Below are 12,452 nucleotides of genomic sequence, written 5' to 3' on the forward strand. Positions count from 1 at the left end.
TCTTAAAGGGGTCAGCTGTACTGGCTGACCCCCTTTATATTATGCTTCTTTTTTTAACTTTTTTGTTGTTGCTCTCTTCTTTTTCGTGGTAGTGGCTGTGGTTTCCTGTGGCTTAGTTTGATCAATAGATGCTTGTAGCGCTGCCATTAAATCAGTTACATTTGTTTTAACTTCTTTTTCTTTTGATGTAACAACTTCCTGACCAGTCCGTTTTGCCTCAATTAAATCCAATAATGCATTGCGATATTCATCGGTATACTTAGAGGCATCGAACTCCGTTGTTAATTGATCGATTAATAAAATAGCGGTATCAAGTTCTTTTTCAGTTACATTTTCCTCGGTTGGGACATTTGGTACATCACCAGCTAAGCGAACTTCATCCGGAAAATGAATCGTTTCCATGACAAGTGTATTTTGATACACTCGCAACACAGCCAACTGCTCTTTTGAACGGATCATGATGCGAGCAATTCCAACTTTTCCTGATTCCTTTAAAGCTTTTCGCAACAATGAGTATGCCTTTCCACCATTATCTCCAGGGGAAATAAAATAGCTGCGGGCAAAATAAATCGGGTCAATTTCTTCTATTTTAACAAAATCCATAATTTCTACCGACTTATCTTCTTTTTCTTTTTTTAACTTTTCGAGTTCTTCCTCTTCTAACACGACAAATTTACCTTTTGTATACTCATAGGCTTTAACAATTTGTTCTGCTTTCACTTCTACATTACAAACTGGACAAACCTTTTCATATTTTATTGGTGAATGACAATCTTTGTGAAGCGTTCGTAATTTTACATCTTTGTCTTCTGTTGCCGCATGAAGTTTGATTGGAATATTAACAAGTCCAAAACTTATACTGCCTTTCCATATTGTATGCATAGCGGATTCTCCAATCTTTATGATTACTTTTAATTTATGTAGGGTGTGGCACATCATACAATGAAATATTTTGAAATCATTTTCGTGAAATATTTTGTTTGAATAAGCTCACACTATTATTAAAAAAGGAGTTCCCTTATGATTTTACAGCCCATTGTCCCCTTTGAACCAGTAGCGTCAGAATTCATACCAGTTGGTTCTGATTGGATCTATCAAATCAAATGGGATGGCGTTCGTATCATAACTTACTATGATGGTGAAAACATTTCATTATTTAATCGAAAATTAAATGAACGTACTTTTCATTATCCGGAAATCACGAGTCATATCGCCGAGTATTTCAAGGGAAAATCTGTCATATTCGACGGTGAAGTCATTGCCCTTGATAAAAATGGTAAACCTTCTTTTCATGAAGTAATGCGTCGTGATGGATTACGGAATCTAGATAAAGTAAGGTTAGTTAAGGATGAAGTCCCGATTTATTATATGATTTTTGATATTCTTTATTTTAATGGAAATTGGATTAACGAACGTCCCTTAAAAGACCGTTTGGCTATTATTGAATCATGTGTTACACCTAACAAAAATATTCAAATCGTTCCGTCTCAACATGATGGGGATGGGCTTTGGAAAGTAGTAGAAGAATACCAATTAGAAGGAATGGTGTGTAAAAATCTGAACAGCCCTTATCGATTGGATGGCAAAGATAATAGTTGGCAAAAAGTGAAAAATTATCATGATTTAATAGCAGTTATTGCCGGTGTCACATACCGGGCAGGAACAGTTAATTCCGTACTCCTTGGCTTATACGATGACGATAAAAAACTTTGGTATATTGGTCATTGTGGTACAGGAAAAATGACGGGTAAAGATTGGAAAGACCTAACCATTCAAACCGATTCCTTAAAAATCGATGCTAAGCCTTTTTACAATGATCCTGAACGAATGAAAGGTGTTCAATGGATACGTCCCCAAATAACCGTAAAGGTCCAATTTATTGAATGGCCTGAAGGAAGAACACTAAGGCAACCAAGTTTGCAAGCGATAACAACTATTCCAGCAAGTGAATGTAAATTGCCACAGAAAAAGTCAGAGATGACAACTAAAACTAAAACTAGAACTAAACCAAAGGTAAAAAAGAAAGTCCCATTAAGAAAATTGGAAATGGAAATTACTCATCCTGAAAAACCGTTATGGGAGAATCCTTCAGTAAATAAAAAAAAATATCTCTCCTTTTTACAAGGGATCTATCCATACATTAAACCTTTTCTAACAGATCGTTTGCTTACTGTTATCCGCTATCCACACGGAATGTTTGGTGAACCTTTTTATCAAAAAAATTGTCCTGAATATGCACCCAATTTTGTCGATACATTTGAATCAGAAGGAATTAACTATATTGTTTGTAATAACGAAGAAACCTTTCTTTGGTTAGGCAATCAATTAGCGTTTGAATATCATATTCCTTTTAAAACGATCCATAGCATTGGCACCCCTAGTGAGATTGTCTTTGATTTAGATCCGCCGCCTTCTAAAAATGCCTTTTCATTAGCGATTAAGGCAGCCATTATGATAAAGGAAGTGTTAGATCGTCTAAATCTTATTAGTTTTGTGAAAACATCAGGTAACAAAGGCTTACAAGTTTATATTCCACTTCCTGAAAGTCGCTATACATTTGACGATACACGGCTTTTCACATCCTTTATCGCCAATTATTTAACAACACAAGACCCCGATTCATTTACAACAGAACGGATGAAAAAAAATCGGGGAGGACGACTGTATGTCGATTATGTTCAACATGCAGAGGGCAAAACAATTATAGCCCCTTATTCACCACGTGGAACGCAAAAAGCAACTGTTGCTACACCGTTGTATTGGACTGAAGTAAATGAAAGTTTAAAGATTGAATCGTTTCAAATTCCAACTTTGTTCGACCGGTTAAAGACAAAAGGAGATCCATTTGCTGACTATTTTCCGGCAAAAAAAAGACAAAACTTTGATCCTGTCTTGCAATTTCTAAAAAATCAATCCTCTACCTGAAAAGGATCGTTATTTAACAAGCTTAACGGGCAGGAAAGTCCCAACCTCAAGATTCCGTGAACAAAAAAAGAAGATAGGAAGGAAATCAACTGTCCGTTAAGCTCCGAAAGTCGAATAGACTAAAAACACCTATAGCACCTTCTGCGTGACCAACATCCTGCAGGCCACGTGATCCAGTAGCAGGAGATTTAAAGGAATTCTCCCACTGATGAGTGCCTTTCTTTTGTTAAAACGGTGTTCTTTTATTTTCTGAGGTGAAGTGATTTGTCCAATTTAAAGATACAGCATACAAACGAAACAAATCTCTTTCTGATATCTTTAACCTTTTGCATTTTTCACTAATTTTTCTCCAATTAGCTTGTTCAACAGCCTGCACTAGATCTAAGACTAGTTTGTATTCATTTTCCACTCCGATTAAAGCCTCATATAACTCATCTTTAATAGGGATGCCATCTAAAATCTCCTCCATTGACTCAACATTCATTTTTTCGATTGCCGAGATCAGTCCCATTAAGTAAAAACCTGAAGGATGAGGAGAACCAATCAATTTGCCCATTTTTTCACAAAGTTTTGCTCTCGTTAAGATTAAACGATTGATATCATTTGAAAGCTGAATGGGCGCTTTTATAGAATATCTAACCATAAGAAGCTGAATCCATTTCTTAACCTCTTCTAATCCAATTAACGTAATCGCTTTACGTATCGAACAAACTTTAGAAGATTGACTTTGGCTTGTATTAATCAATCTTAATAATTTAATCGAAAAAGATAAGTCCCTTTCAACCCATTGAACTAATTCATCTTCATTCATTGAATTTATCTTATCTTGAGCTAATAATTGATCGGTTTGATAAACCGTTGGTATTTCGAAAGATGATTCAATCATAGGTTCCGAAAATAAATACCCTTGAAATAAGGAGTACCCTCTATTTTTTGCCTCAATATAATATTCTCTCTTTTCGATTTTTTCAGCTACCAACTGAACATCGAATTTATTTGCTACTTTCTCTATAAGATCATGTTGCTGTGTTAACCCATCTGAAAAATCCACAGTCAAATAGTCTATATTGGCAAACAAAGCATCCATTAAAGGAAAATCAAAATTAATTAAGATGTCACTTATAATAATGCCATAGCCTAACTGTTTTAACTCATAAACCATTTTAATAAGTCGAGTGGTTAAAACAACCTCATTAGAAATTTTCACGAGCATTTCCTTAGGGTTAAAAAAAGTAGGAAGTTTCTGCTCCAGTAATTTTTCTGTAAACTGAATACAGTACAGTTTTCCTTCCGTGATTCGGTGAAGTCCAATATTTAAATGTGTATTTATGACAACCTCAGCTGTTGCCTGATCGCCATCGATTTGTGGAAATACATTTGTAGAGTCTTTTCTATATAAAAGTTCATAACCTACTAATTTTTCATTTGTATCATAGATTGGTTGTTTTGCCACATAAACCTTCATTATATCCTCCAACATTCGAACGCTAATTGTATTAGAACAAGTTAAAAACTAGTATACATCAAGCAAAAAAATAATTATGTCGAAAAATGGTAGATTATTTCCGAAAGTTTTATTAAATAAAAAAAGATGTAACATTTTCGTTACATCTTCAATGGAATATGAGTTACTTTGAAATTTTTCGATACAAATCAGCAAGTTCAATCGCCGTCACTGCCGCATCAAAGCCTTTATTGCCCGCTTTTGTTCCTGCGCGTTCAATAGCTTGTTCGATCGTATCTGTAGTTAATACACCAAAGATAATTGGCACACCTGTATCCATACCAGCTGCCGCAACTCCTTTAGTGACTTCACTACTCACATAGTCAAAATGAGGGGTAGCTCCTCTAATCACTGACCCTAACGTAATCACTGTATCATATTTTTGCGTTTCTGCTAATTTTTGGGCTGTTAATGGGATTTCAAAAGCACCAGGAACCCAGAAAATCTCAACATTTTCATCTTCAACACCATGTCTCTTTAGGGCATCTTCTGCACCTGCTAACAATCTTCCATTAATAAATTCATTAAATCTTGCTACCACGATTGCTACCTTCAAACCTGTTCCGACTAAATGTCCTTCAAATACTTTTTTCATCTTCTATTCTCTCCTTAATATTCATTTTTTCGTTGTTAACATGAACTTATCGATGCATTTAAAGTGTTAACATATGACCGAGCTTTTCCTTTTTAGTGTGTAAATATTTCTCGTTTTCCTTTTCAGTTGGCATTTGGATTGGCACTCTTTCAACAATTTCCAAACCATATCCTTTTAACCCAGCAATTTTCCTTGGATTATTCGTTAGTAGTCGCATTTTTCTGACTCTCAAATCTCTCAAAATTTGGGCTCCAATTCCATAATCCCGAAGGTCTGCAGCAAATCCTAATTTATGATTGGCTTCGACAGTATCATATCCCTCTTCTTGAAGTTTATAGGCCTTTAGTTTATTGATGAGTCCAATGCCTCTTCCTTCCTGCTTCATATACAGAAGCACTCCTTGACCTTCCTTTTCAATTTGAGAAAGTGCTGCATCAAGCTGAGGACCGCAATCACAACGTTTCGAGCCGAAAACATCTCCTGTTAAGCATTCAGAATGAACACGCAACAAAATCGGTTCAGTTTCATTGATTTCCCCTTTTACAAGAGCAATATGGTCTTTTCCGTCTAGTAAGCTCGTATATCCATAAGCTTTGAAATCTCCAAATGAAGTTGGTAACTGAATTTCTACTTCTCGTTTAACGTTGATGTCATGTTGTTGAATGCGATATTCAATCAACTGTTCAATGGATACTAATTTAAGGTCAAACTTTTCAGCTACTATTTTAAGGCTCTCTAATCGTGCCATTGTACCGTCATCATTCATAATTTCACAAATAATCCCAATGGGTTGGGCGCCTGCTAGCCGTGCAAAATCAATCGCTGCTTCAGTATGTCCAGCGCGCCTTAATACACCGCCATCTTTTGCAATCAGTGGAAACACATGGCCTGGCCGATTAAAGTCTGTTGCTTCACATTCTGGATCAAGCATTTTTGCCATTGTAAGATGGCGTTCAAATGCACTGATGCCTGTTGTCGTATCCTTATGATCAATTGTTACTGTGAAGGCGGTTTCCTTTGCGTCTGTATTATGTTCAACCATTGGATGTAAGTTTAAACGAGCTGCAATTTTTTCCGTAACAGGGGTACAAATTAAACCTCTGCCTTCTTTCGCCATGAAATTTACGGTTTCTGGTGTAGCATATTCAGCAAGAGCGAGGAAATCTCCCTCATTTTCCCGATCTTCATCATCTACGACTATGATAACCTTCCCTTGCTTTAAATCTTCAATCGCTTCTTCTATCGTATTTAACATCAAGAATCCCTCCTTAAAATGCAATTACGCACTTAGTAAAATCCATTTTCTTTCAAAAAATTAGTAGTTATTCCTCCCGGTTGAGAGACCTCATCTCTTTTTTGCATAAAGGAATAAAAATATTTGGCCATGACATCGAATTCTAAGTTCACAATTTCGCCTTCTCTTTTCAGCCCAATCACCGCTTCTTTAGCCGTGTGCGGAATTAGCGAGATTGTAACTGAATGATTGGTAGTTTTAAAAATAGTCAATGATGTTCCATCAATGGCAATTGACCCTTTTTCTAACACAAAATGGGAGAATTCTTCAGGTATCTCAATTTCAATTAAAATGGCATTTTCAATATGAGTCCGCTTTCTAATGGTTCCAGTACCATCAATATGACCGGTAACAAAGTGCCCGCCAAAACGACCGTTAGCAGCCATGGCTCTCTCCAAGTTAACCTTGGATCCTTCTTTCAACGTCGAAAGGGAGGTATGTTTAAACGTTTCAGGCATTACATCGGCTTCAAATTGTTTTTTTGTAAACTTGGTTACCGTTAAACAAACACCGTTAACTGCAATACTGTCACCTAAATGCAAATCACTCATAATCTTATCGGCTTCAATCACTAAAACCAACGTATTGCCTTTTTGATTAATTTTTTTCATTGTTCCCAATTCTTCAATTAGACCGGTGAACATAAGGTGGCACCTCCTTCTCTTAATTAGTGTGGATTAAGTCTTATAAGGATATCCAAAAAAGGGGAATTTGTTAGAGGATGGAAGAAGAGTAGAAGAAGAAAAATCCCATGGCAAAAAGACCATTAACCTAAATAAGCCCCATACAAATAAGTATGGGGCTTAAAAAAGCAATATGAAATAGACGTTGTAAACGGTTAAATTTAAACGTATGATTCCTATTCTTCTCCCATCCAGACTTTAACTGTCGGTTTTGGAATTTCACCAAATCCACCGTTTCCATTCATCATGAAACCGGGTCACGGACTAAGAGGTTGCCCTCATCACCGCCGGTTGGGAATTTCACCCAGCCCCGAAGAATTTCTTTATTTGATTGTGAGTTTATTATCATGGATAAAACCTATGTTGTCAAGGCATAAAATCGCTATTTTCGAATGTACGTTTCTATTCTGGGACGGAATGTTGTAATTTGTCAACAAATTGTCACTAATTACAATAAAAGATTCATAGAGATGGCCTTCTGAAATAAAAAAGAATTAAAAAACTACCCTCATAGTGAGGGCAGCTAGTCGAATCTATCTAATTAAGCGAAAGACTAGTGGAATTCGATACATTTCACCTTGATATGCTTTAACTGCAGCAATAATGGTAAAAATAATGCCTAAAATACCAACTAGCCAAATTGTCAAGAAACCAACTAAAACAACCATGAGTACTGTGCTTATGATTGAATAAACCGTATATGAAATTAGGAAATTCAAATATTCCTTTCCGTAATAATCTACAAAAGCTGAATCATCCTTTTTTAACAACCAAATAATTAACGGACCGATAAATACCGTAAAAAAACTCGAAACATAGATCAACATCGCTAACAACCGCTCATCTTTTGATGGCATCGTCCTCTCTCCCCTCTCTCTTTTATAATGCTTGTAACAGAATTTACCTATTACGTAACTTACCCTTATATGATACGTTTACACATCATAAAAGGATTCAATTTTTACCTATTCTGCTTCAATAAAGCTAGAACATTAAATGTAAAAAACTTTAAATTTTGTAAAAATTCATTCACAATTTTTTAATACTTTTTTACGAAAAAACCTATTTTCTTTTCGATTTATTTTTTGTAAAATAAACATAGAAGTGAAGATTAACTTTTTTCAAAAAGGGGTAGACAACTACAACATAACACCTTATTTTAAGGGTTTAACAAATATCATAATGATTTAGGTAAAGGGAAGGCAAATGGTGCGCCACCAGTCAAACTGGTTCTAGTGGGTTCGATTCCCACCCCGAAATTTTTTAGTAACTTTATAAAAAATTTCGAGGGTGGGCTATAGTCTCTTTTGCATGAGCTTAAACTGCCCTCATAAGGAGGTTGTAACCATGCTAAAAAAGCGGGATTTGAACGAATGTCATGAATTATTTGATTTAATGACGCACCCACAGGTCTTCCCTTTCGTTCGTCACAAAACGAACTCTTATGAAGAATTTTTATTTATTACAAAGCAGATTATAGAAGCTGAGGAACGTGGTGAGTTAATTTCTCGGACCATTTTAGATGAATGGGGTTCACCAATCGGTACGATTAGCTTATATGATATACAGGATCATGCAGGTTTTTTGGGCACTTGGCTAGGCAAGCCATATCATGGAAAAGGATATAATAAACTGGCTAAAGATGTCTTTTTTCAGGAAATTTTCTATGAACTAGGAATTGAAACCGTCTTTATGCGAATTCGCACGGAAAATACCCGCTCCCAAAAAGCCGCTGAAAAACTCCCTTATATAATAGATGCGAGTGAATCACGAAGCTCCCTTTTTGCAGCTTTAAATGCCTCTGGTGATATGTTTAAACTATATGAGATACCAAAAGATTTATATACTTTGCATACATTAAGAGCTGGAATTACAACCGAGACGAATCAACCATTAGAAGCATAATAGACAGCGGCTGACTAGAATAGGTCAGTCGCTTTTTAATTTCCTAGATAATGAAGTACCCATTCATTATTAGTTTGCATAAGATAGATGAGATTAGAGCTACATGTATTTAAGTATTCGGAAAGGATGAACTTTCAATGTTTCCATGGAATTTCTTTCCCTTCACAAAGGAAATGCAAGCAAAATTTCAAAATATGAAACCTGATGAGATTAATCATTTTGTCCAAAATATGATGGGCAAAGTATTCCAATCGCCTTTTCCTAATGATCGAAATATGAATCAACAAGATTTTATGGCCAATTTTCATCCATTTCAATCCCAAAATGAGTCTGGAACTTCTAATGAGAGTCTTCAATATTCTGTTTTTGAGACACATGAGGATATTTTTATTCGAATCGTAATCGAATCAGAAGAATGGCTGAGAGCTCTAAGGCTAACTCACACTTCCAATTTACTCATTCTTGAACATATTCCTGAATATCAGGATACCCACAAAATACTCTTACCCGCCCTAGTAAAGAGGAAAGGAACGACTGCACGCTTCAAAGATGGAGTGTTAGAGATAAAAATACCTAAAAATATTGACTTTCAGTTCTCGGAAGTCGATATTACCGATCTAAAATAACTTTTTAATCGCCGCCCGCTTACCCCAAATTTATTACATTTTTACTAATTAATTATAATTAATATACAAAAAGGCATATACACGATGAGTCTATTGTAATATCATAATAGGGGTAATATTCAAATTCTTCATACGAAGGGCGGAAATTGGATGGGAGTACGTTTTCTAAAAGTGGCAGGAATATACTTTGTGATTGCAGTTTTATTAGGACTTATTATGGGGATTATTCACAATTTTGCTTTCACATCGATTCATGCACACTTAAATTTACTTGGTTGGGTTTCCATGGCTCTGTTTGGACTTATCTATTTACACTTTCCAACTGCCAGCACATCAAAACTAGCCAACACTCACTTTTGGCTTCACAATTTGGGACTTCCCATTATGCAAGCGTCTCTATTCCTGCAAATTTTAACAGGGAATACTGCTTTAACTCTAGGGATTGTCATCGGGTCCATCTTAGTAGTCGTAGGTGTGTTGCTTTTTGTTATTAATCTTTTTAGAGGGGTTAGCTCGAATCAACCGATTGAATCTACTAAAGATTTAACGATTTAAAAAACAAGGAGAATGGGATGCCATTCTCCTTGTTTTTTTCTGTCTTGTCCGCATTTACTTTTCAGGTTCACTAGGTTGTCCAATGACAAATTCCTTTTTCGGCATATTATGCATATCTTCAGCAGTCACATGGGCAACAATATAATATGTTCCTTCTTCGTTAAAACTTTTCTTTAATTGATATATTCCACTTTTTGTATGTTCTACCTCAATTTTTTCATGGTTGTCGTCTTTGGAACGCCAAATTTCAAACACTACTGAATCTGCATCTGTAACCTCCTTCTCCCCATAAGTTACTTTAGCCTCAAAAGTGACAGGCTCATTAACCTGCCCTTGTTCTGGTTGTATTGAAATTTGCACATCTAAGAAAGCAGGTGCTTTGTCTACTACCTCCTTTTGTTCTGAACAAGCTACTAAAAATCCTGTTAAAATAAAGATTAATAAATAAAACCTTTTCCTGCGATTCATGTCTTCCCCCTTTTTAATTTTATGAATTTTCACTTTTACTAGATAATATAGTTAATATCATTCTTACATAATTACTGACACTCTTGCAAAACATATACTTTAAAACATGGAAAGAGGGAATGAGATGACAACACCCTATCGTTGTCCTAACTGTAGGACGAATAAATCACGTTTTAACTTAATCAAACAAGTTCCACATTCTGTAAAATTGGATCCGAATTCAGGAAATATTCTTGAGGAATATTCAGAAGATACGTTAAGTCCTTTTCACTTAGCTTATAAAGGACCTGAACTAAAAGTTCAATGCGCAGCCTGTGGTTTAATTGAAGAGGAAAAAACTTTTATTAAGTTTGGTGAAATGAAATAAAGAAAAATGAAAGAGTCAAACCTCCGCTTAATCGATCATTATCGTTTAAACGAGAAGTTTGACTCTATGGATTAGCTAATTAATTTGACATTTGATCTTTCAAGACCTCAACTGCTTTTTGTAGCTGTGTATCATTTTTTTCAATATGCTTTCGTAAACTTTCCATTAAGCCGATGGTAGATTCCCCTGTTAAAATACCAGTCACCTCTAAGTTTTTCTGCTCTTGGAATTCCTTAACGGCTTGTTCAGTTTTCTCATCAAAGAATCCATCTTCTCGACCAGGGTTAAACCCTAATGCAGTTAACATTTTTTGAGCCGTTTGTACCTCATTGGATGAAGAAGAAAGCTTTAACTCGGAATCCGGATTAATCATCGTAAGTGAAGCATAATCAGGCAATGTTACTTCCACATCTGGTGCTATGCCTTTCTCATGGATCCAATTCCCTTTTGGTGTTAACCATTTTTCCGTTGTAAATTTCAAGTTTGATCCATCTTTAAAGTTTTGAGCTTTTTGAACGGTTCCTTTCCCGAACGTTTTTTCACCAACTAGTGTAATGTTGGCTGACTCTTTAAACGCCCCTGCTAATATTTCTGATGCACTGGCACTTCCTTTATCTACAACCACAACTAGTGGTACATTTGGATTCTTCTTGCTGCTAGCTGACTTAATTTCTTGTCTATTTCCTTCGCGATCTTCAATTTGTAGAATCATTTCATTATTTGGCAAGAATAGGTTTGCAATCGAAATAGCCTCTTCAAGTAATCCGCCTGGATTTTGACGTAAGTCTAAGATAAGACCTTTCATCCCTTGCGCTTTTAAATCATTTAATGTCTCTATTAATTCATCTGTTGTATTTTCAGAGAATGACGTAATCTGTACTTTTGCAATACCGTCCTCTCCTTCAATCAATTCACCATAAACGGTTTCAATTGGAATCGTATCTCGAACAATCGAAACATCCATTGAATCAGGAATGCCTGGGCGCTCAATTGTAAGTGTGACGGTCGTTCCCTTTTCTCCGCGTATTAATAGGACGGCTTCGGTAGCACTCATGCCCTGAATGCTTTTTCCATCAACACTTAGCACTTTATCATTTGGTTTCAATCCCGCTTTTTCAGCCGGTGATTCTTTGATAGGTGAGACAATTTGAATCAGCCCATTTACCTCTTGAATCTCGGCACCGATTCCTTCAAAGGAGGAAGAGATACTTTCATGGAAGCTTTTTGCCTCCGTTGTGTTCATGTAGTCAGAGTATGGATCATCTAATGCTTGTACCATCCCATTGATCGCACCATTAATTAAGTCTTCACCGTCGACTTCTTCATAATAACCTTTAATTAACGTATCGTACGCTGTATATAACTTAGAAAATTCACTTCGATCGGTTCCGACTGTTACGGCCTTCTCATCTCCAAATGCAAGCGCAAACGTTGTAATACCTGCCGATAAAAAGACAACTAAAAATAACAGCATGATAAAGTGAAATTTTTTCATTCGAACAAACCCTGGTTTATTTTCCTGAGTTTCTC

General features: G+C 35.9%; 13 protein-coding genes and 1 riboswitch. Of the genes, 5 read left to right on the forward strand and 8 right to left on the reverse strand.

Features of this window, described 5'->3' with window-relative positions; genetic code table 11:
- Window positions 1-39 precede the first annotated feature (39 nt).
- Window positions 40-882 (reverse strand): Ku protein, encoded by an 843-nt coding sequence (locus R4Z10_RS11890; protein WP_338469521.1) that lies wholly within the window; start codon window positions 880-882, stop codon window positions 40-42.
- Window positions 883-1,020: 138 nt separating this feature from the next.
- Here R4Z10_RS11890 and ligD point away from each other — a divergent pair, with 138 nt between their 5' ends.
- A complete protein-coding gene (gene ligD, locus R4Z10_RS11895; RefSeq protein WP_338469522.1) occupies window positions 1,021-2,925 on the forward strand; it encodes a DNA ligase D in 1,905 nt (634 codons plus the stop codon).
- A gap of 226 nt (window positions 2,926-3,151) precedes the next feature.
- On the opposite strand, the gene R4Z10_RS11900 is transcribed toward ligD, so the two are convergent.
- The 5 genes from R4Z10_RS11900 to R4Z10_RS11920 form a co-directional block, all read right to left on the reverse strand.
- On the reverse strand, window positions 3,152-4,390 hold the full coding sequence (locus tag R4Z10_RS11900; protein WP_338469523.1) for an HDOD domain-containing protein: 1,239 nt from the start codon (window positions 4,388-4,390) through the stop codon (window positions 3,152-3,154).
- Window positions 4,391-4,553: 163 nt separating this feature from the next.
- Complete coding sequence (gene ribE, locus R4Z10_RS11905) at window positions 4,554-5,024, reverse strand: 6,7-dimethyl-8-ribityllumazine synthase (RefSeq protein ID WP_338469524.1); 471 nt, start codon at window positions 5,022-5,024, stop codon at window positions 4,554-4,556.
- Window positions 5,025-5,082: 58 nt separating this feature from the next.
- Window positions 5,083-6,279, reverse strand: a complete 1,197-nt coding sequence (locus R4Z10_RS11910; protein WP_338469525.1) for a bifunctional 3,4-dihydroxy-2-butanone-4-phosphate synthase/GTP cyclohydrolase II — start codon at window positions 6,277-6,279, stop codon at window positions 5,083-5,085.
- Window positions 6,280-6,311: 32 nt separating this feature from the next.
- On the reverse strand, window positions 6,312-6,962 hold the full coding sequence (ribE, locus tag R4Z10_RS11915) for a riboflavin synthase (protein ID WP_338469526.1): 651 nt from the start codon (window positions 6,960-6,962) through the stop codon (window positions 6,312-6,314).
- Between the two features lie 214 nt (window positions 6,963-7,176).
- Window positions 7,177-7,323, reverse strand: a riboswitch (FMN riboswitch).
- A 211-nt stretch (window positions 7,324-7,534) separates the two neighbouring features.
- On the reverse strand, window positions 7,535-7,858 hold the full coding sequence (locus R4Z10_RS11920; protein ID WP_338469527.1) for a DUF4870 domain-containing protein: 324 nt from the start codon (window positions 7,856-7,858) through the stop codon (window positions 7,535-7,537).
- Window positions 7,859-8,348: 490 nt separating this feature from the next.
- Between R4Z10_RS11920 and R4Z10_RS11925 the strand changes: the two genes are divergently transcribed.
- The 3 genes from R4Z10_RS11925 to R4Z10_RS11935 all read left to right on the forward strand — a co-directional run bounded on the left by R4Z10_RS11925 (window position 8,349) and on the right by R4Z10_RS11935 (window position 10,087).
- Complete coding sequence (locus R4Z10_RS11925; protein WP_338469528.1) at window positions 8,349-8,906, forward strand: GNAT family N-acetyltransferase; 558 nt, start codon at window positions 8,349-8,351, stop codon at window positions 8,904-8,906.
- Window positions 8,907-9,043: 137 nt separating this feature from the next.
- The gene (locus tag R4Z10_RS11930) at window positions 9,044-9,532 is read left to right on the forward strand and encodes an Hsp20/alpha crystallin family protein (RefSeq protein WP_338469529.1); all 489 of its coding nucleotides are present in this window, start codon (window positions 9,044-9,046) and stop codon (window positions 9,530-9,532) included.
- 150 nt (window positions 9,533-9,682) lie between these two features.
- Window positions 9,683-10,087, forward strand: a complete 405-nt coding sequence (locus R4Z10_RS11935) for a cytochrome-c oxidase (RefSeq protein ID WP_338469530.1) — start codon at window positions 9,683-9,685, stop codon at window positions 10,085-10,087.
- Window positions 10,088-10,141: 54 nt separating this feature from the next.
- Here the strand turns inward: R4Z10_RS11935 and R4Z10_RS11940 are convergent, their stop codons facing one another.
- Window positions 10,142-10,555 carry a FixH family protein gene (locus R4Z10_RS11940; protein WP_338469531.1) on the reverse strand — a complete coding sequence of 138 codons (414 nt, stop codon included), beginning with the start codon at window positions 10,553-10,555 and terminating at the stop codon, window positions 10,142-10,144.
- A gap of 124 nt (window positions 10,556-10,679) precedes the next feature.
- Here R4Z10_RS11940 and R4Z10_RS11945 point away from each other — a divergent pair, with 124 nt between their 5' ends.
- Complete coding sequence (locus R4Z10_RS11945) at window positions 10,680-10,922, forward strand: DNA alkylation repair protein (RefSeq protein WP_338469532.1); 243 nt, start codon at window positions 10,680-10,682, stop codon at window positions 10,920-10,922.
- Window positions 10,923-11,001: 79 nt separating this feature from the next.
- On the opposite strand, the gene R4Z10_RS11950 is transcribed toward R4Z10_RS11945, so the two are convergent.
- The gene (locus tag R4Z10_RS11950) at window positions 11,002-12,417 is read right to left on the reverse strand and encodes a S41 family peptidase (protein ID WP_338473229.1); all 1,416 of its coding nucleotides are present in this window, start codon (window positions 12,415-12,417) and stop codon (window positions 11,002-11,004) included.
- Window positions 12,418-12,452 lie beyond the last annotated feature (35 nt).

Source organism: Niallia sp. XMNu-256, from assembly GCF_036670015.1.
Classification (GTDB): Bacteria; Bacillota; Bacilli; order Bacillales; family Cytobacillaceae; genus Bacillus_BD.

What these genes read in the sequence shown, in the direction of transcription:
- R4Z10_RS11890 (WP_338469521.1), bottom strand. Translation starts at nt 882, where the DNA reads ATGCATACAATATGGAAAGGCAGTATAAGTTTTGGACTTGTTAATATT.
- ligD (WP_338469522.1), top strand. Translation starts at nt 1,021, where the DNA reads ATGATTTTACAGCCCATTGTCCCCTTTGAACCAGTAGCGTCAGAATTC.
- R4Z10_RS11900 (WP_338469523.1), bottom strand. Translation starts at nt 4,390, where the DNA reads ATGAAGGTTTATGTGGCAAAACAACCAATCTATGATACAAATGAAAAA.
- ribE (WP_338469524.1), bottom strand. Translation starts at nt 5,024, where the DNA reads ATGAAAAAAGTATTTGAAGGACATTTAGTCGGAACAGGTTTGAAGGTA.
- R4Z10_RS11910 (WP_338469525.1), bottom strand. Translation starts at nt 6,279, where the DNA reads ATGTTAAATACGATAGAAGAAGCGATTGAAGATTTAAAGCAAGGGAAG.
- ribE (WP_338469526.1), bottom strand. Translation starts at nt 6,962, where the DNA reads ATGTTCACCGGTCTAATTGAAGAATTGGGAACAATGAAAAAAATTAAT.
- R4Z10_RS11920 (WP_338469527.1), bottom strand. Translation starts at nt 7,858, where the DNA reads ATGCCATCAAAAGATGAGCGGTTGTTAGCGATGTTGATCTATGTTTCG.
- R4Z10_RS11925 (WP_338469528.1), top strand. Translation starts at nt 8,349, where the DNA reads ATGCTAAAAAAGCGGGATTTGAACGAATGTCATGAATTATTTGATTTA.
- R4Z10_RS11930 (WP_338469529.1), top strand. Translation starts at nt 9,044, where the DNA reads ATGTTTCCATGGAATTTCTTTCCCTTCACAAAGGAAATGCAAGCAAAA.
- R4Z10_RS11935 (WP_338469530.1), top strand. Translation starts at nt 9,683, where the DNA reads ATGGGAGTACGTTTTCTAAAAGTGGCAGGAATATACTTTGTGATTGCA.
- R4Z10_RS11940 (WP_338469531.1), bottom strand. Translation starts at nt 10,555, where the DNA reads ATGAATCGCAGGAAAAGGTTTTATTTATTAATCTTTATTTTAACAGGA.
- R4Z10_RS11945 (WP_338469532.1), top strand. Translation starts at nt 10,680, where the DNA reads ATGACAACACCCTATCGTTGTCCTAACTGTAGGACGAATAAATCACGT.
- R4Z10_RS11950 (WP_338473229.1), bottom strand. Translation starts at nt 12,417, where the DNA reads ATGAAAAAATTTCACTTTATCATGCTGTTATTTTTAGTTGTCTTTTTA.